Source organism: Paludibacterium denitrificans (assembly GCF_009707705.1).
Classification (GTDB): Bacteria; Pseudomonadota; Gammaproteobacteria; order Burkholderiales; family Chromobacteriaceae; genus Paludibacterium_A; species Paludibacterium_A denitrificans.
On the sequence record NZ_WLYX01000001.1, the window covers coordinates 1,012,036 to 1,033,879 of the forward strand.

The following is a 21,844-nucleotide window of genomic DNA, read 5'->3' on the forward strand; positions in this document are numbered from 1 at the left end:
TGACGATGGCGTCTCGCCTTCCGGCTAAACTCCATGCCCTTAACTTCCAGAACAACCGATAGGTTGTGAGTACTCGGCTTCCGCCTTTCTCTAGAAAGGAGGTGATCCAGCCGCAGGTTCCCCTACGGCTACCTTGTTACGACTTCACCCCAGTCATGAAGCATACCGTGGTAACCGGACCCCCGAAGGTTATCCTAGCCACTTCTGGTATCCCCCACTCCCATGGTGTGACGGGCGGTGTGTACAAGACCCGGGAACGTATTCACCGCAGCATGCTGATCTGCGATTACTAGCGATTCCGACTTCACGCACTCGAGTTGCAGAGTGCGATCCGGACTACGATCGGTTTTCTGAGATTAGCTCCACCTCGCGGCTTGGCAACCCTCTGTACCGACCATTGTATGACGTGTGAAGCCCTGCTCATAAGGGCCATGAGGACTTGACGTCATCCCCACCTTCCTCCGGTTTGTCACCGGCAGTCTCATTAGAGTGCCCAACTTAATGATGGCAACTAATGACAAGGGTTGCGCTCGTTGCGGGACTTAACCCAACATCTCACGACACGAGCTGACGACAGCCATGCAGCACCTGTGTTACCGCTCCCTTTCGGGCACCCTCTAATCTCTCAGAGGTTCGGTACATGTCAAGAGCAGGTAAGGTTTTTCGCGTTGCATCGAATTAATCCACATCATCCACCGCTTGTGCGGGTCCCCGTCAATTCCTTTGAGTTTTAACCTTGCGGCCGTACTCCCCGTGCGGTCAATTTCACGCGTTAGCTACGCTACCAAGGATTCAAACCCCCAACAGCTAATTGACATCGTTTAGGGCGTGGACTACCGTGGTATCTAATCCTGTTTGCTCCCCACGCTTTCGTGCATGAGCGTCAGTATCATCCCGGTGGGGCTGCCTTCGCCATCGGTATTCCTCCACATCTCTACGCATTTCACTGCTACACGTGGAATTCTACCCCCCTCTGACGTACTCTAGTCGTGCAGTCTCCAATGCCGTTCCCGTGTTAAGCCCGGGGCTTTCACATCAGACTTGCACAACCGCCTGCGCACGCTTTACGCCCAGTAATTCCGATTAACGCTCGCACCCTACGTATTACCGCGGCTGCTGGCACGTAGTTAGCCGGTGCTTATTCTTCAGGTACTGTCATCCCCAAACGCTATTAACGCTCAGGATTTCCTCCCTGACAAAAGTCCTTTACAACCCGAAGGCCTTCTTCAGACACGCGGCATGGCTGGATCAGGGTTGCCCCCATTGTCCAAAATTCCCCACTGCTGCCTCCCGTAGGAGTCTGGGCCGTGTCTCAGTCCCAGTGTGGCGGATCATCCTCTCAGACCCGCTACGGATCGTCGCCTTGGTAAGCCTTTACCCCACCAACTAGCTAATCCGACGTCGGCCGCTCGAATAACGCGAGGCCCGAAGGTCCCCCGCTTTCCTCCTCAGAGCGTATGCGGTATTAGCACTCCTTTCGAAGCGTTATCCCCCATTACTCGGCACGTTCCGACGCATTACTCACCCGTTCGCCACTCGCCACCAGGAGCAAGCTCCCGTGCTGCCGTTCGACTTGCATGTGTAAAGCATGCCGCCAGCGTTCAATCTGAGCCAGGATCAAACTCTTCAGTTCAATCTCTTAGCAAATTTCTGGCACGCAAGATCAAAGAAATAAAACAAGTATTTCTGTCTCTTGCAGTGCAAGTGTTGGCTTCTACCAAGCACTCACACCTATCGGTTATTCTTTCTGTTAAAGATCGGTGCCAACCGCTTCGTTTCCGTTGCGTCGTCAGCTGAGGAGGCGAACTATACCCACCTCACCCACCCCCGTCAACACTTAACTTCATAAAAATTCGCCACCCAGCAGCAAAAAATAGTAAGACACTGTTTTTTAATTATATTTATTACCATTGTTTTTTCGAGAATTTGCGCAATACCGATATGCCGCTCTGCCGTTAAGCGGCAATTCGGTTGATAATGCATGCTGGATTTTTGCCATGGATGCTGTTGTGACCGCACCAACCTGGATTTTTGACTTAGACAACACACTACACAACGCCAGTTTGGGCATTTTTCCTCACATCAATAAGATGATGGGGCAGTACATTATGCATTACCTACGTCTAAATGAAGCAGAGGCGCGGCAACTGCGTGAGGACTACTGGAAACGCTATGGTGCGACTTTGCAGGGATTGGTCAGGCATCACGGCATTGATCCCAACCATTTCCTGCGCGAGACCCATTCCTTGGCAGAGCTCGAGCAATGGCTTAGCTGGGAATCCGGCCCGGCATCCACCTTACGCCAGTTGCCGGGCCGAAAAATTTTGCTGTCCAATGGACCACAGCATTACGTCGAAGGACTGCTGCGGCGTATGGGAATACAACATTTGTTTTCGGCCATCTATGGTATTGAGCGCCGGACTTTACCTCCAAGCCTCAGCCGATGGCATTTCGTCGCGTGTTAGCAAAGGAGAAACTGATCGCAAGACACTGCGTGATGGTGGAAGATTCTCTGGACAATCTTAAAGCGGCGAAACGACTGGGCATGAGAACCGTCTGGATCAGCCGTCAGTGGCGAAAACCAGCCTGTGTGGATTTCCGCACCGACGCCATTGCCAAGCTATTACGTCTAGGGTTGTTTCAATAAACAACAAGATGAGTACACCATCAGCTCTCAAGACTTAATTAGTCTGAGTGGCTTGACAACAAAAAAGGCACCCGCAGGTGCCTTTTCACGATGTAACCAAGTTAGATTAGAACTTGGTACCGATACCTACACCGATGACCCACGGGTCAAGCGTCAGAGTACCCAGTTTGGTACCAGCCAAAGCACCCTTGGAAACATTTACATCGGTCTTGATGTACAGCTTTTTCACATCAAAGTTGACGAAAATATCTTTAGTAACGGCATAGTCAGCGCCGACTTGCAGAGCAGGACCCCAGCTACTGCGATCAACATTCAGTTGATTGTTGAGCAGGCCAACATTATAGAACTGGGTGTAGTTCACACCAACACCAGCGTACGGACGGAAGGTCGCTTCCGGAGCGAAGTGGTATTGCAGAGTCAGAGTCGGCGGCAGCACCGAAACTTTCCCAATATTACCAAGTGTCGTATCTACTTTATGACGCGAAGTACCCGAGGATCAGTTCAGCACCGATGTTGTTGGTGATCATGTAGGTGAAGTCGAGTTCCGGAACGGTGTCGTCTTTTACATCCGTTTTCAGGTCAGACAAGCCCAAACCGAGAGAATGAGCAGCAGAGGTATTACTGGTGCTGACATCTGGGTTTACGTTGATCACGCGGAAACGGGCCGGATGTCACCTTGAGCGGCGAAAGCGCTGGCGGAAATCAGGCCGATCATGGCGGCGAGAGCAAGCTTTTTCATTTTGTGTTCTCCAAGAGTGTTGGCTAAATCTCGGTCCAACGCCCTCCACCAACATTGACTTCCTTACTTGGCGGCAGTAGCGTGCGACGTCCGAGGGCAAGACTACCATTTCCCTTCCTGAAAACTTTGCGCCAGATCATGAAAAAATCATGAAATATGCTGACCTGCGGGACTTTGTTGCACAATTGGAACAACAGGGTGAATTGAAACGTATTGCTTCACCTGTTTCCCCCCATCTTGAAATGACTGAAATCGGCGACCGGGTGTTGAAAGCCGGGGGATCGGCCTTGCTGTTTGAACACCCGACGAATGCCGGGCAGCCTTATGCTTTTCCGGTCTTGTCCAATCTTTTTGGCACTCCCCGACGCGTGGCCATGGGGATGGGCGCCAATGATGTGATGCAATTGCGGGAAATTGGCAAGACGCTGGCTTACCTGAAAGAGCCGGAACCGCCAAAGGGGTTGCGCGATGCCCGGGACAAGCTGCCGTTATTGAAGCAGGTATTGTCGATGGCGCCCAAGGAAGTGAAACGGGCGCCGTGCCAGCAAATTGTCTGGGAAGGCAATGAGGTGGATCTGGGCAAGCTACCGATCCAGCACTGCTGGCCCGGCGATGTGGCACCGCTGATTACCCGGGGCTGACGGTTACCCGAGGCCCGAACAAGAAACGGCAGAATCTGGGTATTTACCGGCAACAGGTGATCGGCAAGAACCGGGTGATCATGCGCTGGCTGGCACATCGGGGTGGCGCACTGGATTACCGCGAGTTCCGTTCGGCCAACCCTGATACGCCTTATCCTGTTGCCGTGGTTTTGGGATGTGATCCGGCGACGATCCTGGGTGCAGTCACGCCGGTGCCGGATACGTTATCGGAGTATCAGTTTTAGCTTGCTGCGCGGCAGTCGCACGGAATTGACGCGTTGCATTGGCTCCGATTTGCAGGTACCGGCACGGGCGGAAATCGTGCTGGAGGGACACATTCACCCGAATGACATGGCACTGGAAGGCCCGTACGGTGACCATACTGGTTATTACAATGAACAGGATCATTTCCCTGTCTTTACCATTGACCGCATCACCATGCGGGAAAACGCCATTTATCACAGTACCTACACCGGCAAACCACCAGATGAGCCAGCGGTGCTGGGTGTGGCGCTGAATGAGGTATTTGTTCCCATTTTGCAAAAGCAGTTTCCGGAAATTGTCGATTTTTATCTGCCGCCGGAAGGATGCAGCTATCGCATGGCGGTGATCAGCATCAAGAAACAGTATCCGGGCCACGCCAAGCGGGTGATGATGGGCTGCTGGAGCTTCTTGCGCCAGTTCATGTATACCAAGTTCATTGTGGTGGTGGACGACGACGTCAATACGCGTGACTGGAAGGAAGTGATCTGGGCGATTACCACTCGCATGGACCCGGTGCGCGATACCACACTGATTGATCACACGCCGATTGATTACCTGGACTTTGCCAGCCCGATATCGGGACTGGGCGGCAAGATGGGACTGGATGCCACCAACAAGATGCCCGGCGAAACCAACCGCGAATGGGGCACACCGATCATCATGGATCAGGCCACCAAGCAGCGGGTGGATGATTTATGGAGTGAATTGGGGTTGTAACCCACGATGGCCGACCGGCTGACACGCAGGTTGGCCGAAACTTTCGGCGTGGCGGGTGGTTTGGCCGGTCACGCTCAACGATATTTTGCCCGGAGACCTGCATGACAACTGCCCGCAATCCGAATTCCACTCGCCGCCTGAAGCGGCTTAACAACCGTCAGCGCAAGAAAATGCGCGTGGGCGACTACCGTGAGCTGGGCTTTCATCTGACCATCAACTTGCAGGCTGATGCCGATACCGATGGTTTGCTGGATGGCTGGCTGAGCCGTGTCGATGAAGCCGATGTCAGCTTTGGCGGCCATTTTGATGGCAAGGACAAACTGGAAGGCGTGGTGTTTCCGATCAGCCAAACCAAGATTACCGATGCGCTACGCGGTGAACTGATCGCCCTGGCTGCAAGCGCGCAGCGAAGTGGCAACGCTGGAAGCCAGCGAGCTGCTTGATCTGTGGCATGCGGTATAAGCTCTGTATGAATGGCAAGAAAAACCGGCGTAACGCCGGTTTTTTTTATGGTGTGCACTATTGGAACGCTTGCCCTGACCAGTACGCCGCGGCAAGCCACTTGGGACGCCATCAGGACAGGATGCGGAAAATCCGGTAGCCGACATACAGCCGGGTTTCCCGCAACAGGAACTTGGCCCAGCTGCCGGTGGTACTGAACCGGCTGGACAGCGTGGGTGACGGCGCGGCATTCAGCCCGAGATCATGCGCCATCAGCACCGCACGACGCATGTGCAGCGGGTCACTGACCAGCAAAAAGGTGCGGATACCAAATGGCCGGGTCAGGGTTTTGGCATTGTCGAGATTGGCCCAAGTGGTGCGGGACTGGTTTTCGGCCAACATGGCGGTCATCGGCACACCGGCCTTGAGGGCATATTCACGCCCGACATCGGCTTCGGCGGGATAACCCGGCTGCGGCGTGCCTCCGGTAAAAACAATCCAGTGCACCTTGCCACTCTTATATAGAGTGACGGCATGTTTGATGCGCTCGCGAAACACCGGGGAGGGGCGATTGCCCCATGCCGCCGCACCCAACACCAAAGCGGCATCGGCACGCTCGTCAGGCAGCGATTTGCCGTAATCGATGATGCTCCAGTGCTGCATACAGGAAGCCAAGCAGCACCAGCAGCACGGCAATCAGAAAGCCTTTGCACATCAAACGAAGGTAAAGCATGGGCATGACCGGGATAGACAAGCTGTTATTTTACCTGCTTATCCCCGGTTGCATTCAAGTCGCATCAAATGTTGTGTTATCGCACATACGCTCCGCCGCCCCATTCTGGTCGGGGCCTATTTGGCACAAAAATCAAACAGTTGCTTGTGTGTGAGGGTCATAATGTTTGATTTAGTACAAGGTTCTGCCAGAAACCCTGCGGCAGACTGCAACGATCAAAAAAACCATAACACCATGCACATCACCGATTACCTCTGGCAGCGCTTACAGGCGTTGCTCCCGGGTGAACTGGCGCCTCATGAGGCCAGCGGGCTGATCCGCCCTTGCGGCCACATGCCACTGATGCAACAACGGCGCGCACGCATGATCATCAATCGCGTCCGGTTGTTTGCCACGCTATTCGCCATCCTCACGCCATTGTGGATTGCCGTCGATACGCTCACGCTACCGTTCCCGCTCTGGCTGGAACTGGCTGCCCTGCGGCTGGTTGCCACACTGGCATTCGTGGCCCTGATCGTGTGGTATCCGCAAGAGAGCAGGCTGCGTAGCGCCTATCGCGGCATGGCAACACTGTTTGCCATACCAACGCTGTTTTTTGTCGCTTCCCACCTCTTGTTGTCTCATTACCAGCTGGCGGGCGTTTCCGCCGCCATCGGTACCGGCTATGCCTTCTTGCCCTTTGTGCTACTGGCCGGTTTTGCCATCTTTCCCCTCACCCTGCTGGAAAACCTGGCGTTTGCCATGCCCATGCTGGCGGCTTTTGCCCGGCCGGACTGATGAACCTGTCGGTGGCGAGCTGGCCGTCACACAGTGGCCAGTTCTGGTTGTTGACGCTACTCACCGGCGTGGCCAGCCTGGCGAGCATGAGCCAGCTGGCGTTCATCATCGCACTGGTCAATCAGGCCATCCGCGACCCGCTCACCGGCACTTTCTCACGCCGTAGCGGCAAGGAGTTGCTGGAGTTGCAGATGGTGTTTGCCCGGCGCAACCAGACGCCGCTGTCGGTGGCCTTTATCGATCTGGATCACTTCAAAAGCATCAATGACAACTTTGGTCATGGAGGTTGCGACAAGGTGTTGCAGCAACTGGCACCGGCCGTGGCGCAATGCATGCGTAGCGGCGATATTCTGGTGCGCTGGGGCGGTGAAGAGTTTCTGCTGTTGATGCCGGGCGCAAATCTGGCGCAGGCGGAACAGGCGCTGCAACGGCTGCGGCTGTATGGCTTGGGCAACCGTCCGGATGGCCAGCCGCAGACCGCCAGCATAGGGTTGGCCGAATGGCAGGCCGATGAGACGGACGACTGGCACCAGCTGGTGGAACTGGCGGATGAACGCATGTATCAGGCCAAGCAAGGCGGCCGGGACCGTATCGTCAGCCATCACTAAGCCACGCTCCGGATAATAAAAAAGCCGCACCCAATGGGAAGCGGCTTTTTTCTGGCAGCAGGCTGGCTATTCGGCCATCGACGCCACCCAATCGTGGGTTTGCGGCGCGGCATGAAATTCATGCACCACCTGCTGCATCAGCGCAAAGGCGGCACGGGCGTCCTGCTGCTGGCAGGCCACGGCCAACTGCTGCATTTTTTCGGCCAACTCCTGCTGCTCCAGATGGTATTCCTGCGCCCGCAGAATACGGCTGTGATCAGTCGGCAACACGTTGTCGCCAATCAGCAGTTCTTCATACAGTTTTTCGCCAGGACGCAGGCCGGAGAAGCGGATCTCGATATCGCCATGCGGATGCGCGTCGTCCTTCACTTCCAGCCCGGACAGGTGAATCATGCGCCGCGCCAGATCGGCAATCTTGACCGGCTGGCCCATGTCCAGCACGAACACATCGCCGCCCTCACCCATGGCACCGGCCTGAATCACCAACTGCGCAGCTTCCGGAATCGTCATGAAATAGCGGGTGATTTCCGGATGCGTGACCGTCACCGGGCCGCCACCGCGAATCTGCTGCTTGAACAGCGGCACCACCGAGCCGGAACTGCCCAGCACGTTGCCAAAGCGCACCATGACAAACCGGGTGGTGCTGCCACGCGCATGACGCCCTTGCAGGCAGAGTTCGGCCAACCTTTTGGTGGCGCCCATGACGTTGGTGGGGCGCACCGCCTTGTCGGTGGAGATCAGCACAAAGGTGTCGACGCCGCAGTCTTCTGCCGCCCGCGCCGTGGTATCGGTACCAAAGGCATTGTTGAGAATACCGGCCACCGGGTTGTGTTCCACCATCGGCACGTGTTTATAGGCGGCGGCATGATAGACCGTGGACACCTGAAAGGCACGCAGCACCTGGCACAACCGGTCGTAATCGGTGACGGAGCCGAGCAGTGCCACGCGCGGCACGTGCGGTGCCGTGACCGATAGCTCATGGTCGATGGCGTACAGCGCGTATTCGGACAACTCGAACAGCACGATGCGGGAGTCCGGTTCCGCACGATCTGGCGTACCAGCTCGGAGCCGATGGAGCCACCCGCGCCGGTCACCATCACCACCTTGCCTTCGATATTGCGCGCCAGCAGCTCGGCACGCGGCGGCACCGGCTCACGGCCAAGCAGATCTTCAATCTCGACCTCTTTCAGTTCTTCGACCTTGACTTCGCCGGACACCAGATCGGCCATGCCGGGCAGGCGTTTGATCGGCACGCGCAGGCTTTCCAGCCGTTCCAGAATTTCGCGCTGGCGGCCACGGCTGGCCGAGGGGATGGCCAGCAGAATGCTCTTGGCCTGTACTTCCTTGATCAGCGCCGCCAGTTCCGTGCTCGCGTGCACGGCCAGACCACGGAAGGTTTTGCGCCACAAATCGGCGTTGTCATCGACAAATGCCATCGGCCGGTATTCGCGCCCGGCCTGCAAGGCCAGCATCAGCTGGATACCGGCATGGCCCGCACCATAGATGATGACGTGTTCACGCGGCGCATCCACCGCATCCAGCCGCCGCACCAGCCCGCGCAGCAGGAAGCGGCTGCCGCCGATGTAGGCCATGGCGAACATCCAGAAGATGATGATGGAGGAACGCGGAAACGGCCCGATGCGCGCCATGACGATCACGCCGGTCAACACCAGCACCGCCAGCGTGACGCCGTAAAACACCGTGTAGACGATCTTGTCGTCCAGATACTTCAGCACCGCGCGATACAAGCCGAGCTTGACGAAAATGGGGATGACCCACAACGGCGGCACGATGAAGATCCACAAATAGGCATCCAGCTTGGGGTCCCAGCTGCCGCCCAGCCGCAGGATGACGGCGCTCCACAGCGCCAGCGGCAACAACAGCGCATCCATCAGCGCCAGCAGCGCCATCTTGTTGTGACGCGAGAAGGAAAGCAGGTTTTCCAGCATGGTAATTACCGTGTAACGATCTTCATGAGCGTAGCCAGAATGATACGGATATCTTCGGCCAAGGTATGTGACTGCGCGTAACGCACGTAATAGCCCAGCTTCTCCGGCAGTATCTGTTCGATATAGGCACGCTCGGGATCTGCCGCCTGACCGAGAATGTCGTTTTCGTCGATCATCCTGATTGATGCCCAGTCGGTAATGCCCGGCCGCACCGACAGCACCACATCACGCACATCGTCCGGATAGTGCGCCACGTATTTGGGCACTTCCGGCCGCGGCCCGACCAGACTCATATCGCCAAACAACACATCCAGCAGTTGCGGCAGCTCGTCCAGCTTGGTTTTGCGCAGCAGGCGGTTAAAGCGCCGGTGACGCGCGCATCGCTACCCACCGTCAGTTGGCCGTGGCGTTCGGCATTGACCTGCATGGTGCGGAACTTGTGGATACGGAACAGCACGCCGTTTCGGCCAACCCTGACCTGGCGGAAGAACACCGGACCGGGCGAATCCAGCTTGATCCACAGCGCCAGCAGCAACAGCAACGGCGCGAGCAGCAGCAGCCCGGCTCCGGCGGCGAGCAGGTCAAAACCACGCTTGAGCCAGCGCGAGCCGTGCGTGCGCGGGGCGCAGCAGGGCGGCAGGTGGCCGGGCTTGGAAGGCTGTGCACTCATGCGCCAAGAATCTCCCGCACGGCAGCGATGACGCGGGTTTGGTCGGCCTCGGTCATTTTGGTATAGAGCGGCAAGGTCACTTCAGCCGGAAGGCCGCATCGGCTGCCGGGAACTGTTCCGGTGTCAGCTGATAGCCGTCGCGCCATACCGGCTGACGATGCAACGGAATGAAGTGCACCGAGGTGCCGATGCCTTTTTCCGACATTTTCAGGATGAAGTCGTCGCGGCTGATACCGGCTTCGGCTTTCAGGCGCACCGGATACAGGTGCCGGGCGTGATGGTCGCTGGCCAGCGCCGGGCGTGCCGGCAAGGGATCAGCGGCAAATCAGCCAGTTCGCGATCAAAGCGTTGCGCCATCTGCTCGCGTTTTTCGCGGAAGGCGTTGATCTTTTTCAGCTGGTGGATCCCGATGGCGGCAGCGATGTCCGGCATGTTGTATTTGAAGCCCGGCGCAATCACTTCGTAGTACCAGGCCGGGGTTTTGGAAACATAGCGATCAAAAGCATCGCGGCTGATGCCATGCAGGCGCATGATCTTGCAACGCGCCATGATCTCCGGATGACGCGACACCACCATGCCGCCTTCGCCGGTGGTCATGGTTTTGTTGGCGTAGAAGCTGAACACGGTCACGTCGGACTGCAGCGTGCCAATCAGTTGACCCTGATAGCTGGCTTAGGCATGGCGTGAGCGGCGTCTTCCACCACTTTCAGCTTATGCTCGCGGGCAATAGCCAGAATTTCCGCCATTTCGCACGGCAGGTAACAAAGTGCACCGGCATCACCGCCTTGGTTTTGTCGGTAATGGCGGCACGGATGGCGGCAGGCGAGATGTTGAGCGTCACCGGATCCACATCGACAAACACCGGATGCGCACCCAGATAGCGCACGACTTCGGCGGTGGAGGTAAAGGTGTACGTCGGCACGATGACTTCATCGCCGGGGCCGATGCCGACGGCTTCCAGCGCCAGATGCAGGCTTAGGCGGTGGCGGAGTTGACGGCGATGGCCTCAACGCCACCACCCAGCAGCGCGGCAAAGTCGGCTTCAAAACGCTTGGCCTTGGGGCCGGTAGTTACCCAGCCGGAACGCAGGGAATCGACTACTTCATTGATTTCGTCTTCGCCGATATCCGGCAGGGCAAAGGGAAGAAAGGCTTGTTCGCTCATGGTATTTGTCGTCCATCAAGTAAGGCGCCGCCACGCCGGGCGCGCCAACAGTGGGTTATTCGCTTAATGCCAGCAGGCGTTGAGAAAACGCCGTGCCAAAATCCGGTAATCGTGATTGGCCAGCACGTATTGCTTAAGCGGCGCCCATGCGCCCGCGGGAGTTGGGCGTCAGGGCCATCAGTTCGCGCACTGCGGTGGCAATCGCCGCCGGGTCTTCCGCTGCCACACTGAGGCCAGCGCCGGCATCCTTGACCATATCGTTGCCCGCCTCGACCGAGTGGATCACCGGTTTGCCCGCCATCAGGTAGTCAAACAGTTTGTTGGGGTTGATGCCGAAACGGTAGATCGGCAATTTGCGCCAGCCGATAAACAGCGCATCCATCTGCGCGAGGAACGCCGGGACGGCTCGCTTGGGAATGCTGTCGAGAAACTCGACATGCTGCAGGCCAAGTTGCCGGGCCTGCGCTTGCAGCGCCGCCTTGTCCGGGCCATCACCCACCAGCACAAACGTCACCGGCTGCTCCTGTAGCTGCGCGGCCGCCTGCAACAGGAAATCGAGCGCATTGGCCAGACCATGACCGCTTAACATAGCCGATCAGGAAACGCTTGTCGGCCTTGAGTTCGGCCAACCTTTGCACATGCGCGGCGGGCAGCGGCTGGCTGGCGCCCTGCCACTCGTCCACGTCCACGCCGTTGGGGATCACATGGTATTTTTCCGCCGCCATGCCATGCGCCATCATGTAATCCTTGGCACACGGCAGCATGGAAATGACGGTATCGGCTTTCTTGTAGCCAAAGTCTTCCGCCCACTGCAGCAAGCGGATGAACGGGTGTTTCGGGCTCATGCCACCCACTTCCACCGGGGTCAGCGGCCACAGATCGTGCACTTCGTACACCAGCCGCGCGCCGGTTTTGCTTAACGATGAAGGCGGCCGGGACGGTATCGAGCGGATAGGTGGACGAGGCAATGACCACATCCGGCCGCCAGGCTTGCAGATAGCGGCGCGACAGCCCCATCAGCTTGCCGAGGAAACTGAAGATATTGATCACCCGCTTGAGGCCATTGCCCTGATAGGCCGGGGTTTTGCACCGGTATAACGGATGCCGTCGATGTCTTCGTCGCGGTATTTTTCGGCCAACTCGGGGTTGCTCTGGCGCAGGTGCGAGGTATCGGCCGCAACGATATTCACCTCGTGGCCTAAGCCCGTACCCACTCGCGCGCCAGATAATAGGGGCGAAACTCCATGCCGTGGCGCGGACTGCTTAAGCGTAGTGGTTGATGTAGAGAATTTTCATGATTTACGCAGCGCGTCGTACAGGCGCACCAGTTTCAGTCCTTCTGCGGCCCAGCTGTATTTGTTCAGCACAGCCTGTTTGCCAGCGTCGCCCATGGTGCGCGCCAGCGTTTCATCCGAGAGCAGCCGGTTGATGGCGGCGGCGATGGCGGCCGGGTCTTGCGGGTCCACCAGCAGACCGCAGCCAGCGTCATCGACAATTTCGCGCCACACCGGAAAATCCGACGCCACCACCGGCATGCCGGCGGCCATGTATTCAAACAGTTTGATCGGCAGCGCATCGACATAGTTGGGCGTGGGAAACAGCGTCACCAGCCCGACTTTGCTGCGCGCCAACACGGCGGCCACGCCTTGGCGGTCGAGCACGCCCAGATCATTGACCCGTGCCCAGCCTTCGTGTTCCAGTTGGGCTTTCAAATCCGGCTCGCTCCACGGCCCGGCCAGATTCAGCCGGGTGTTGGTGTCCGGCAGCGCCGCGACAATCGGTTCGATGCCGCGAATACGGCTGATGCCACCGATGTAGCACACCTCGTTACGGCGGCTGTCCCACGCCGTGTCGCGCACCAGTTCTTCCAGAATGGGGAAGTTGCACACGTCGATGGCATTGGCACCCAGTTTGGCAAAACGCTCGCGGATATGTGGCGTGGAGGTGACGATGGCGTCAAAGCGGCGTGCCGACCAGTCTTCCAGCGTTTCAAAACTGCCGGACACCAGTGGCCGCACCATGCCGGGAATCCAGTGCTTGGCCAGAATCTGTCGCGGCACGTCTTCGTGCACGTCATACACCACCTTGATGCTTAAGCCTGTTTCAGGCGCAGCGCCGCCGGGATCAGTTCGGGATCGTGAAAATGTACCACGTCCGGCTGCAACGCCAGCGCGGCCTGATAGACACGCTTGACGGTGCCGGTCATGCGGGCAAAACGCCCGCCGGTTTTTGGCCCGACATCGTGGAAACGTACGCCGCGGCGGATTTCCTCACCCTTGCCGTCGGCCACGATCAGCGTCACGTCATGGCTTCGGCCAACGTCACGCATTCCTTGACGAAGATACGGATGTCATAGCGCGGATGGGCACTGGTGAGATGGGCAATTTTCATGGTTCAACCTTGTTCCTGGCGGGCTGCAACGCCGCCCGTTTTGCCCTGACGGGCCAGCAGTTCGCGGTAAAGCGCGGCAAACGCCGCCATGTTGTCGGCATGCAGCGCCTTGGCTGGGACCAATTCACGATTGATCGCCACGCTGCGCGCCAGCTGCTCATTATCCTCCGCCAGCGTCATGGCGCGCATCAGGCTGGGGGCGAGCTGGGCTACATCTTCGGCGATGATGCCGTTGAGGCCGTCGATCACCCACTCGCCATTGGTTAAGCAGATTGGACAGCAGCGGCAGGCAGCCATGCCCCATGGCTTCCAGCAGGCTGATGCTGGTGGCGTCGGAGCGTGGCACACTGACAAATACCCGCGCCTGACGGTACAGCTGGTTCAGCACGTCACTGGAGACAAAACCGGTAAAGTCGACACGCCGCAACCCGAGGTTTTCGGCCAACCTTTTGAGGGCATCGGTTTCGCTGCCACTGGCCGCCACGGTCAGGGTCCAGTCGGCAAAGCGCGGATCGGCCTCCACCGCCGCCCAGCCACGCAGGATGGCGTCGATGCGATAAAGCGGCTTGTGTAGCTAAGACGACAGCACGTTGCGCGGCTTGGCCGCCAGATCTGGCGCGGCTAAGCAAGGCGTCGATACCATAATTGAGCAAACGGATCTGGCAGGATTCGCCAGCCAGCGCCCGGATGCGCGCGGCCATGTAGAGCGAATCGGAAGTGATCACGTCGGCGGCCTTGAGGTTGGCGCGCACCATCTGCCGCATCAGCCGGTTACGTTCCGGCAGCAGCAACACGTCAGAGCCCCACGCCGTCAACACCAGCGGGATGCCACTGCCAGCCAAGGCGCGCTGGGCGTGCCAGGCCACGCTGTTGGCCTGATGCACATGCACCAGTCGCGGCTGGATTTCGGCCAACCAGTGCTGCAGCCGCCGCGCCGTACCGAGCGCCGCCGGGCGGAAGTCCACCCGCAGCACGTCTTTCAGGTTGGCGGGACGGCGCTCCGGCGGAACGTCGCCATTGCACGCCAGATAGAGTTCGTCCACATGCGGGGCAATACCGGCCAGATAGCGCCGGTATGCACCGAGGCCGAGCCGATGATCAGGATGCGCGTCGGACGCTCAGTCACGCGTCGCCTCCTCGCCGAGGCTTGATAAAACGTCTTGAGTTCGGGATAGCTGGTGAGCCATTCGGCATCGCCATCGCGCGTATCGCCCACCACCTTGGCCGGGTTGCTTAAGCCAGAATGGCAAAATCCGGATAGCTGCCCTTGGCCACATAGCTGAAGGCCGCCACCAGCGTGCCTTTGCCCAGTTCCACGCCCGGCATCAGCACGCTGTGCGGGCCGATAAAGCTGTACGGGCCGATGCGCGAGGAGTGGCGCACGTAACCGACATGATTGCGCTGCCGCATATAGGCATCGCCATACAGGCGGATGGCAACATGGCTGGAATGGGTGAGCACCGACACATAGTTGGTGATCTGGCAGCCCTCACCGATGGTCAGGCCACCGGAGGCATCCACCAAATTGAAATGGCCGATCCAGACGTTATCGCCAATCTGCAGCGAAGCCGGGCCTTCCAGCCGCGTCATGTTGGAAATGCGGGTGCGCGGCAACAGCGTGCCGTCATGGCGCCGGTAGCCGTATACCATGCGCGGGCCGATCCAGCGCGACAGCCGGAAACGGATACGGTTAAACCAGACAGTCCAATTCATCGGGCAGCCTTGTAGAGCCAAGCAAAATAACAGAGAAAATAACCGGCCATCACCACCGACACCAGCTGAAAAGTCGGCACGGCCTGATGCCATAGCATGAAGCCGCCCCACAAGGAACCAAGGAACAACGCCGACTGTACCAGCGAAAACAGAAACGCCGTACGCTGGCGCTGAATCACCGGCGGCACCATGCCCAGCGGCGAGGCCACAAAGTGGAACAGAATGAACAATGCCATGGCCTCGGCATACTGGCCAGCGGTATGCCAGTTGGGGCCAAATACCAAGGCAAACAATGGCTCGCTTAAGCAAACTGGATCACCAGAAACGGCAGCAAGGCAAGGCAAGTGCCAGCATCATCTTGCGCAGAATCGGCCGCAATGGCTGACCCTGATTGCGCGCTTCGGCCAACTCGCGGTAAGCCACCTGCGCCACCGCCTGACCAATCAGGGCGGCCGGTAGTTTCAACACGCGCATCATCAGGCCATAAGCCCCCACCGCCGCGCTACCGGCCAGAACCGTCAGCACCGACAGCGTGATGGAATCCAGCAGCGCGGTAGACAGCGCATGCGGCGCATTGACACGGGGAAACTCGACGTATTCCCGCGCCACCTGCCACATGCCACGTCGGCTGACATCGCGCCACCAGCCCAGCTTCTGGCGGATATCCAGCCAGGTCTGCGCCACCAATGAACCGATCTGGCTTAAGCAAACTGCCCCAGAATCAAGCCACCGGCACCGCCACCCAGCAAACCGCCCACCACCTGCGTGCTTAAGCCATGCTGAACGACTGCAGCATGCGGCCGCTGGCATTGGCCCGATAACGCCGGTGACGATTGTTCCAGTTGGTCCAGGGCTTGCATCAGCCCCGCCAGCAACAGCGACAGCGGCATCAGCAACAGCCAGTCTTCCAGTTCGGGCGTGCCCAAGTAATCCGCCAGCTGGGCGTGACCATCCAGCGCCAGCACCACGCCCACCAGAAGCGCCGGGGCAAACGAACAGAGCAGCGACAGGCCCATCAGGTTGCTTGCCTTGGTTTCTTCGGCAGGCAACACAATGGCCATTTCATAGCGCGCCGTCGCCAGCACCGCCAGCGACGACAACCACGACACATACACCGCCTGTACCCCCACGGCCTGCGGGGTATACAAGCGGGTAATCAACGGCGACGCCAGCAGCGGCACGATCTGTGCCACCGCAGCGCCGGTGACCAGCGTGATGATATGTTGCAGGAACGGGCTACGCCCGGAGTGCTTCAAGAATGGCAGCATGCAGCGATCAGGCCAGCGCGCTCTTGACGGCGGCGACGATGGCATCCTGCGTGGCTTCATCCGAGGAACGGATGCATCGGCAGGCTCATTACCCGCTTGCCTGCCGCTTCGGCCACCGGGAAGCTGCCCTCGCCCAGACCCAGCGCAGCAAACGCCGGTTGCAGATGCAGCGGAATCGGGTAATGCACCGCCGTCGGCACGCCCGCTTCTTTCAGCTTGGCTTGTACCGCGTCGCGGTTGTCCACCTCGATGGTGAACTGGGCATAGACATGGCCTTGCCCCTCGCCCACCACCGGTACGCGTGCCACGTCACCCAGCAAAGCGCTGTAACGCGCGCCAATGCGGCTACGCGCTTCCACTTCCTGCGGGAAACTCGGCAGCTTGGCCAGCAGCACGGCCGCCTGAATGGTGTCGAGGCGGCCATTGATACCGATCGCGGGATGGTGGTAGCGACGGTCCTGACCATGCAGGCGGATTTCGCGCATTTTCTTGGCCGGGGCATCGTCATTGGTAAAGCACGCCCCGCCATCGCCATAACAGCCCAACGGCTTGGACGGGAAGAAACTGGTGCACCCGATGGTGGACAGGCTACCGGAGCGCTTGCCGTGGTAGCTGGCACCAAAGCTTTGCGCACCGTCTTCGATCACCGGCAGGCCATGCTTGGCGGCAATGGCATTGATGGCATCAAAGTCGGCACACTGGCCATACAAGCTCACCGGCATGATGGCACGCGTACGCGGCGTGATGGCGGCTTCCAGCTTGGCCGGATCAAGGTTGTAGCTGACCGGATCAATATCGACAAACACCGGCTTGGCACCGAGCAGAGCCACCATCTCGCCGGTGGCAATAAAGGTAAACGGCGTGGTGATCACCTCGTCGCCCGGCCCCACCCCCAGCGCCATCAGCGCCACTTGTAGCGCAGCCGTGCCATCGCACACACCGATGGCGTGCTTGACGCCGACGAATTCGGCCAACCGGGTTTCCAGCTCGCTGACTTCCGGCCCCATGATGTACTGGCCATGATCCAGCACCGCGTGAATGCGGGCGTCGATATCGGCTTTCAGATGCTGGTACTGTGCTTTCAGATCAATGAACTGGATGCTCATCGTAATGTCCTTGGCCTGTTAAGCCCATGAGGCCGACAGTGCAATCAATGGGAAAGAGGCGTGCAGTGGTGACCACGCACTTCATAACGGATATGACAGGCCGGGCAGGTGTGCGTGCCAATATCATTGGGCAAGCGTTCGCCACAGGCGCACATCCAGCCCAAACGCCGCGCCGGGCTGCCCACCATCAGCGCATAGGCCGGTACATCGCGGGTCACCACGGCACCGGCGCCGATGAAGGCGTATTCGCCCACGGTATGCCCGCACACCACGGTGGCATTGGCGCCAATGGAAGCGCCCTTTTTCACCACGGTGCGGCGATATTCGTTCTTGCGGTTGATATGGCTGCGCGGATTGTTGACGTTGGTAAACACCATGCTCGGGCCGCAGAACACGTCATCTTCCAGCGTGACCGCGTCATAGATGGAAACGTTGTTCTGCACCTTGACGTTGTTGCCGATCAGCACGTCATTGCCGACAAACACGTTCTGGCCAAACGAACAGCGCTCGCCGATGCGCGCGCCGCCGCAAATGTGTACCCAATGCCAGACACGGGTGCCTTCGCCAATCTGCGCACCCTCGTCGACGATGGCGGTGGGATGAATGTGATCACTCATGGAGCGCCCTCTCAGTAGTCCAGCGGCAGGCTGACGCGACGGCCATCGCGGGCCGACAGATAGGTGGCGATCAGCAGTTCCAGCGACTTCAGTCCTTCGCGACCATCGGTTTCCGGATCGGCTTCACCACGCATCACCTGAATCACATTGTCGTAATACAGCGGGTGGCCAAAACCGTACACGCTGGTGGTGGCGTAGCTGGCGTTCTTGATCTCGTCGTCCATCGGATGGGCTTCGGCAAATTCCCAGTGCTGGATTTCGTTGACAGCGACACCGCCCACACGCACCGAACCTTTTTCACCAAGAATGGTAATCGAGCCTTCCAGGTTTTTCGGATAGGTCAGCATGGTGACGTTCATGCTGCCCAGCGCACCGGAGCGCCATTTGATGCTGACAGTCCCGGTATCTTCCACTTCGATATTGCGTTCCAGCGTGGCGGTATACGCCTGCACGCTTTCCACCGGCCCGATCAGCCAATCCAGCAAATCGACATAATGGCTGGCCTGATTCATGAAGGCGCCACCATCGTATTCCCGGTGCCGCGCCGGGCGGCCTGATCGTAATACTCTTGCGGGCGGGTCCAGAACACGTTGACGTTGACCATATAGATACGGCCAAAACGCTGTTCCTGCATGGCGCGCTTGAGCAATTGCAGCGTAGCGTTGCGACGGTTCTGTTTGACCACGAACAGGCGCTTGCCAGCCTTGTCCGCCGCCTTGACCATGGCCGGGCCATCCTGCCAGCGAGTGGCCATCGGCTTTTCGGTCATCACGTGGAAACCGGCTTCGGAGCACTGGATGCTCTGCGCCGGGTGCAGGCCGGACGGCGTGGTCAGGACGATGATGTCGGCGTTGGTTTCGGCCAACATGGCGTTCAGATTGCTGTGACCGCGCGCGCCGGTGCGCTCGACGGCAGCCGCCAGCGCGGCCGGGTTGATATCACAAACATCCACCAGTTCGGCACGCTCGGCATGCTTCTCCAGCGAGCCAAAATGGTTATTGGCAATACGACCACAGCCCACCAGGGGCAAAGCGGATTTTGCGGTCGGTAATAGGCGGGTGTTGAAAGGCTTGCATGGCAAAAATCTCGTCTCGATAAACGGCAAAGGGCGACCCGTTAGCAGGTCGCCCGCAGAGGAATGCTGAACGATCAGGCCTTCACGATATTGGCGGCCGGTTCCAGATACTTGCCCCGGCTGTCCACCACCAGTTGGGCATTGGCCTTAATCATGTCGAAGTCGAACTTGTCGTGATCGGTTGCCACCAGCACGCAGTCAAAGTCTTTCAGGCTGTCAGCCGTCACCGGCACGCTCTTCAGGTCAAAGTGGTGCTCGCGCATTTTCGGGAACACCGGCACGTGCGGGTCGCTGTAAGACACTTCGGCGCCCAGATCGCGCAGTTTTTCCATCAGCAAAACCGACGGGCTTTCGCGCATGTCGTCGACGTTCTTCTTGTAGGCAATGCCCAGCACCAGTACGCGGCTGCCGTTGATGGATTTCTTGCGCAGGTTCAGCGCCGATGCCACCTTGCTCACCACATAGTCGGGCATGGAGGAGTTCACCTCGCTAAGCCAATTCGATGAAGCGGGTGTTGACGCCGTATTCGCGCGCCTTCCGGTGAGGTAGAACGGGTCGATCGGAATGCAGTGGCCGCCCAGACCCGGGCCCGGATAATAAGGCACAAAGCCGAACGGTTTGGTCGCGGCCGCGCGGATCACTTCATGAATGTCGATGCCCATGCGGTCGGCAACGATCTTCATTTCATTCACCAGACCGATATTGACGGCACGGTGGATGTTTTCCAGCAGCTTGGTCATTTCTGCGGCACGGGTGCTGGAAACCGGCACCACTTTGTCGATCACCGCCGAATACAGCGCCACGCCGATTTCCTGACAAGCCGGCGTCACACCGCCACAGACTTTGGGAATGGTGCGGGTACAGAAGTTGGGGTTACCCGGATCTTCACGTTCCGGCGAGAACACCGGAAGGCGTTTTCGCCCACTTTCAGGCCACGCGATTCGATGCGCGGCAGCAGTTCTTCGTCGGTCGTACCCGGATAGGTGGTGGATTCCAGCGATACCAGATGGCCTTCACGCAGATACGGCACCAGCGAGTCGATGGTATTGAGCACAAACGACAGGTCCGGCTCGCGGTATTTGTTCAACGGGGTCGGCACACACAGAATCAGCGTATCGGCTTCCGGCGCGCGGGAGAAATCGGTCGTGGCTTCAAAGCCGCGGGAACGCGCCGTGGCAATGCTGTCGGCCGGGATGTGTTCGATGTAGGAGCGGCTAGGCGTTGAGCGCTTCCACCTTGGACGGGTCGATGTCGAAACCCAGTACCTTGTAGCCCACTTCAGCAAAACGCAACATCAACGGCAGGCCGACATAGCCCAGGCCGACAATGCCAATGACAGCGGATTTATCCGCGATGCGGTTCAGCAATTGCTGCTTGATCACGATGACTATCCCAATAAAGGTAAATTCGTGGTGGTGGTCCTGAGCCACCCACCCAAAACGTTGCGGCTGGCATGCCGCTCCGGCACAAAACACTTCATGCCGGTCTATCGCGGCATTATACGCCGCATTGAAACGGCGTATTTGTTACCAAACGTGACGGCGCTTGTCGCACTTTTTTCTCATAACAGAAGATGGTTGGCCGAACACTGGTTGGTCATTTTGATGCGGCTGACGAATTCGCCAAACTCCAGCCCGAACTGCCCTTCCAGCTCCTCGGCACGCGCCTTGAGCGCCTCCAGATGAGTGAGTGTCGGGCTCTGGCGAAACGCCATCACCGCCACGTTGCCATGCGTGGCGGCAGGCAACTCCAGCACCCGGCCTTCAAACACGCTGAGCAGACGTTCGACAAAGGTGTGGTAACGCTTGTCGCCACTCCACCAGTTGGTAACGAACACGCCCTTGGGGCTTAACGCACGCTTGCAGTCTTCAAAGAAGTCTTCCGTAGTCAGCGCATCGACAATCTGCAAGCCGTCAAAGCCATCGACCAGAATGGCATCGGTGGAGCCGCGGAAAATTTTGACGTAGTCGGCGCCGTCGGCTTCAACGATCTCGAAGAAGTCGCCTTCCTCCGGCAACTGGAAGAAGGCGCGCGCCACGGCAATCACCTGCGGGTTGATGTCCACCGCCACGCTAACGGCGTCCGGCAGATACTCATCAATGAAGCGGGCAAACGAACCACCGCCCAGCCCGATCTGCAGGATGTGACGCGGGTCCGGATTGAACAGCAAGAAACCCATCATCGCCCGGCTATACGACAACACCAGATCAGCCGGATCATCCAGATCCATCGAGCTTTGAATGGTTTCCGAGCCCAGATGCAGCGAGCGGATGGAGCCTTCCTCGGAAATTTCCACTTCCGGCATGTGCTCGATCGCCCCGCGT

Annotated in this window: 32 protein-coding genes, 1 rRNA gene and 6 pseudogenes; 6 read left to right on the top strand and 33 right to left on the bottom strand. The window is 58.7% G+C overall.

What is annotated here, in order from left to right; genetic code table 11:
* Positions 1-94: 94 nt before the first annotated feature.
* Positions 95-1,633: ribosomal RNA gene (locus GKE73_RS06720) — 16S ribosomal RNA — on the bottom strand.
* Between the two features lie 364 nt (positions 1,634-1,997).
* Between GKE73_RS06720 and GKE73_RS06725 the strand changes: the two genes are divergently transcribed.
* Positions 1,998-2,465 carry an HAD hydrolase-like protein gene (locus GKE73_RS06725; protein ID WP_230369523.1) on the top strand — a complete coding sequence of 156 codons (468 nt, stop codon included), beginning with the start codon at positions 1,998-2,000 and terminating at the stop codon, positions 2,463-2,465.
* Complete coding sequence (locus GKE73_RS06730; protein ID WP_230369524.1) at positions 2,444-2,647, top strand: HAD-IA family hydrolase; 204 nt, start codon at positions 2,444-2,446, stop codon at positions 2,645-2,647. Before GKE73_RS06725 ends, GKE73_RS06730 begins: the two co-directional genes overlap by 22 nt.
* Positions 2,648-2,753: 106 nt before the next feature.
* On the opposite strand, the gene GKE73_RS06735 is transcribed toward GKE73_RS06730, so the two are convergent.
* Together GKE73_RS06735 and GKE73_RS22745 are read right to left on the bottom strand one after the other, a co-directional pair.
* Positions 2,754-3,083, bottom strand: coding sequence for an OmpW/AlkL family protein (locus GKE73_RS06735; RefSeq protein ID WP_312854381.1), 330 nt, complete (start codon positions 3,081-3,083; stop codon positions 2,754-2,756).
* Between the two features lie 37 nt (positions 3,084-3,120).
* Positions 3,121-3,300 (bottom strand): OmpW family outer membrane protein, encoded by a 180-nt coding sequence (locus GKE73_RS22745; protein WP_312854382.1) that lies wholly within the window; start codon positions 3,298-3,300, stop codon positions 3,121-3,123.
* 235 nt (positions 3,301-3,535) lie between these two features.
* Here GKE73_RS22745 and ubiD point away from each other — a divergent pair.
* Together ubiD and GKE73_RS24610 are read left to right on the top strand one after the other, a co-directional pair.
* A pseudogene (gene ubiD / locus GKE73_RS06740) lies at positions 3,536-5,008 on the top strand (4-hydroxy-3-polyprenylbenzoate decarboxylase).
* Between the two features lie 101 nt (positions 5,009-5,109).
* The gene (locus GKE73_RS24610) at positions 5,110-5,451 is read left to right on the top strand and encodes a 50S ribosome-binding protein YggL (RefSeq protein WP_312854383.1); all 342 of its coding nucleotides are present in this window, start codon (positions 5,110-5,112) and stop codon (positions 5,449-5,451) included.
* Between the two features lie 130 nt (positions 5,452-5,581).
* Here the strand turns inward: GKE73_RS24610 and GKE73_RS06750 are convergent, their stop codons facing one another.
* A complete protein-coding gene (locus GKE73_RS06750) occupies positions 5,582-6,112 on the bottom strand; it encodes a YdcF family protein (protein WP_230371417.1) in 531 nt (176 codons plus the stop codon).
* Positions 6,113-6,416: 304 nt separating this feature from the next.
* Here GKE73_RS06750 and GKE73_RS06755 point away from each other — a divergent pair, with 304 nt between their 5' ends.
* Positions 6,417-6,959, top strand: coding sequence for a hypothetical protein (locus GKE73_RS06755; protein ID WP_230369525.1), 543 nt, complete (start codon positions 6,417-6,419; stop codon positions 6,957-6,959).
* Positions 6,959-7,567, top strand: coding sequence for a GGDEF domain-containing protein (locus GKE73_RS06760; protein ID WP_230369526.1), 609 nt, complete (start codon positions 6,959-6,961; stop codon positions 7,565-7,567). The genes GKE73_RS06755 and GKE73_RS06760 overlap by 1 nt, the downstream gene beginning before the upstream one ends.
* Positions 7,568-7,633: 66 nt before the next feature.
* Here GKE73_RS06760 and GKE73_RS06765 read toward each other — a convergent pair whose 3' ends face one another.
* From GKE73_RS06765 to GKE73_RS06875, 29 genes and pseudogenes are all read right to left on the bottom strand, one after another.
* Positions 7,634-8,590 carry a UDP-N-acetylglucosamine 4,6-dehydratase family protein gene (locus GKE73_RS06765; protein ID WP_230369527.1) on the bottom strand — a complete coding sequence of 319 codons (957 nt, stop codon included), beginning with the start codon at positions 8,588-8,590 and terminating at the stop codon, positions 7,634-7,636.
* A 278-nt stretch (positions 8,591-8,868) separates the two neighbouring features.
* A pseudogene (locus GKE73_RS06770) lies at positions 8,869-9,516 on the bottom strand (nucleoside-diphosphate sugar epimerase/dehydratase); the annotation flags it as partial.
* Between the two features lie 5 nt (positions 9,517-9,521).
* Entirely contained in the window at positions 9,522-9,824 is a 303-nt protein-coding gene (locus GKE73_RS22760) for a sugar transferase (protein WP_376767290.1), read from the bottom strand.
* Positions 9,806-10,186, bottom strand: a complete 381-nt coding sequence (locus tag GKE73_RS22765; RefSeq protein ID WP_280954799.1) for a sugar transferase — start codon at positions 10,184-10,186, stop codon at positions 9,806-9,808. Before GKE73_RS22765 ends, GKE73_RS22760 begins: the two co-directional genes overlap by 19 nt.
* Before the next feature lie 76 nt (positions 10,187-10,262).
* The gene (locus tag GKE73_RS22770; protein ID WP_312854384.1) at positions 10,263-10,442 is read right to left on the bottom strand and encodes a DegT/DnrJ/EryC1/StrS family aminotransferase; all 180 of its coding nucleotides are present in this window, start codon (positions 10,440-10,442) and stop codon (positions 10,263-10,265) included.
* Entirely contained in the window at positions 10,433-10,816 is a 384-nt protein-coding gene (locus GKE73_RS22775; protein WP_312854385.1) for a DegT/DnrJ/EryC1/StrS family aminotransferase, read from the bottom strand. Before GKE73_RS22775 ends, GKE73_RS22770 begins: the two co-directional genes overlap by 10 nt.
* 20 nt (positions 10,817-10,836) lie before the next feature.
* Positions 10,837-10,932, bottom strand: coding sequence for a DegT/DnrJ/EryC1/StrS family aminotransferase (locus tag GKE73_RS25440; RefSeq protein WP_376767291.1), 96 nt, complete (start codon positions 10,930-10,932; stop codon positions 10,837-10,839).
* Positions 10,893-11,108 (bottom strand): DegT/DnrJ/EryC1/StrS family aminotransferase, encoded by a 216-nt coding sequence (locus tag GKE73_RS22780; RefSeq protein WP_312854386.1) that lies wholly within the window; start codon positions 11,106-11,108, stop codon positions 10,893-10,895. The genes GKE73_RS25440 and GKE73_RS22780 overlap by 40 nt, the downstream gene beginning before the upstream one ends.
* Positions 11,109-11,161: 53 nt before the next feature.
* Positions 11,162-11,350 carry a DegT/DnrJ/EryC1/StrS family aminotransferase gene (locus GKE73_RS22785; protein ID WP_280954800.1) on the bottom strand — a complete coding sequence of 63 codons (189 nt, stop codon included), beginning with the start codon at positions 11,348-11,350 and terminating at the stop codon, positions 11,162-11,164.
* 133 nt (positions 11,351-11,483) lie between these two features.
* On the bottom strand, positions 11,484-11,864 hold the full coding sequence (locus GKE73_RS06785; protein WP_230369528.1) for a glycosyltransferase: 381 nt from the start codon (positions 11,862-11,864) through the stop codon (positions 11,484-11,486).
* A complete protein-coding gene (locus GKE73_RS06790) occupies positions 11,842-12,327 on the bottom strand; it encodes a glycosyltransferase (protein WP_230369529.1) in 486 nt (161 codons plus the stop codon). The genes GKE73_RS06785 and GKE73_RS06790 overlap by 23 nt, the downstream gene beginning before the upstream one ends.
* A 69-nt stretch (positions 12,328-12,396) precedes the next feature.
* Positions 12,397-12,540, bottom strand: a complete 144-nt coding sequence (locus GKE73_RS06795) for a hypothetical protein (RefSeq protein ID WP_230369530.1) — start codon at positions 12,538-12,540, stop codon at positions 12,397-12,399.
* A 102-nt stretch (positions 12,541-12,642) separates the two neighbouring features.
* Entirely contained in the window at positions 12,643-13,431 is a 789-nt protein-coding gene (locus GKE73_RS06800; protein WP_230369531.1) for a glycosyltransferase family 4 protein, read from the bottom strand.
* A gap of 11 nt (positions 13,432-13,442) precedes the next feature.
* Positions 13,443-13,652, bottom strand: a complete 210-nt coding sequence (locus tag GKE73_RS06805) for a glycosyltransferase family protein (protein WP_230369532.1) — start codon at positions 13,650-13,652, stop codon at positions 13,443-13,445.
* 92 nt (positions 13,653-13,744) lie between these two features.
* Entirely contained in the window at positions 13,745-14,038 is a 294-nt protein-coding gene (locus GKE73_RS06810; RefSeq protein ID WP_230371553.1) for a hypothetical protein, read from the bottom strand.
* 34 nt (positions 14,039-14,072) lie between these two features.
* Positions 14,073-14,264, bottom strand: a pseudogene (locus GKE73_RS06815) (glycosyltransferase); the annotation flags it as partial.
* Positions 14,265-14,433: 169 nt separating this feature from the next.
* Positions 14,434-14,784 (bottom strand): annotated as a pseudogene (locus GKE73_RS06820) (glycosyltransferase); the annotation flags it as partial.
* Entirely contained in the window at positions 14,721-14,960 is a 240-nt protein-coding gene (locus tag GKE73_RS06825) for a hypothetical protein (protein WP_230369533.1), read from the bottom strand. The gene GKE73_RS06825 and the pseudogene GKE73_RS06820, both read right to left, overlap by 64 nt.
* Before the next feature lie 14 nt (positions 14,961-14,974).
* A complete protein-coding gene (locus GKE73_RS06830) occupies positions 14,975-15,454 on the bottom strand; it encodes an LbetaH domain-containing protein (RefSeq protein ID WP_230369534.1) in 480 nt (159 codons plus the stop codon).
* On the bottom strand, positions 15,451-15,747 hold the full coding sequence (locus GKE73_RS06835; RefSeq protein WP_230369535.1) for a hypothetical protein: 297 nt from the start codon (positions 15,745-15,747) through the stop codon (positions 15,451-15,453). Before GKE73_RS06835 ends, GKE73_RS06830 begins: the two co-directional genes overlap by 4 nt.
* Positions 15,748-15,769: 22 nt before the next feature.
* Entirely contained in the window at positions 15,770-16,138 is a 369-nt protein-coding gene (locus tag GKE73_RS06840; RefSeq protein ID WP_230369536.1) for a polysaccharide biosynthesis protein, read from the bottom strand.
* A 17-nt stretch (positions 16,139-16,155) separates the two neighbouring features.
* Positions 16,156-16,722: a lipopolysaccharide biosynthesis protein gene (locus tag GKE73_RS06845; protein WP_230369537.1), complete on the bottom strand. Its 567-nt coding sequence runs from the start codon at positions 16,720-16,722 to the stop codon at positions 16,156-16,158.
* Between the two features lie 7 nt (positions 16,723-16,729).
* Positions 16,730-17,828, bottom strand: a pseudogene (locus tag GKE73_RS06850) (DegT/DnrJ/EryC1/StrS family aminotransferase).
* A 44-nt stretch (positions 17,829-17,872) separates the two neighbouring features.
* Positions 17,873-18,445, bottom strand: a complete 573-nt coding sequence (locus tag GKE73_RS06855; protein WP_230369539.1) for an acyltransferase — start codon at positions 18,443-18,445, stop codon at positions 17,873-17,875.
* 11 nt (positions 18,446-18,456) lie between these two features.
* A pseudogene (locus GKE73_RS06860) lies at positions 18,457-19,521 on the bottom strand (Gfo/Idh/MocA family protein).
* A gap of 73 nt (positions 19,522-19,594) precedes the next feature.
* A complete protein-coding gene (locus GKE73_RS06865) occupies positions 19,595-20,425 on the bottom strand; it encodes a nucleotide sugar dehydrogenase (protein ID WP_230369540.1) in 831 nt (276 codons plus the stop codon).
* Positions 20,347-20,805: a nucleotide sugar dehydrogenase gene (locus tag GKE73_RS06870; protein WP_312854387.1), complete on the bottom strand. Its 459-nt coding sequence runs from the start codon at positions 20,803-20,805 to the stop codon at positions 20,347-20,349. Before GKE73_RS06870 ends, GKE73_RS06865 begins: the two co-directional genes overlap by 79 nt.
* On the bottom strand, positions 20,735-20,950 hold the full coding sequence (locus GKE73_RS24615; RefSeq protein WP_312854388.1) for an NAD(P)-binding domain-containing protein: 216 nt from the start codon (positions 20,948-20,950) through the stop codon (positions 20,735-20,737). The genes GKE73_RS06870 and GKE73_RS24615 overlap by 71 nt, the downstream gene beginning before the upstream one ends.
* A 131-nt stretch (positions 20,951-21,081) precedes the next feature.
* Entirely contained in the window at positions 21,082-21,825 is a 744-nt protein-coding gene (locus GKE73_RS06875) for a polyamine aminopropyltransferase (protein WP_230371418.1), read from the bottom strand.
* Positions 21,826-21,844 lie beyond the last annotated feature (19 nt).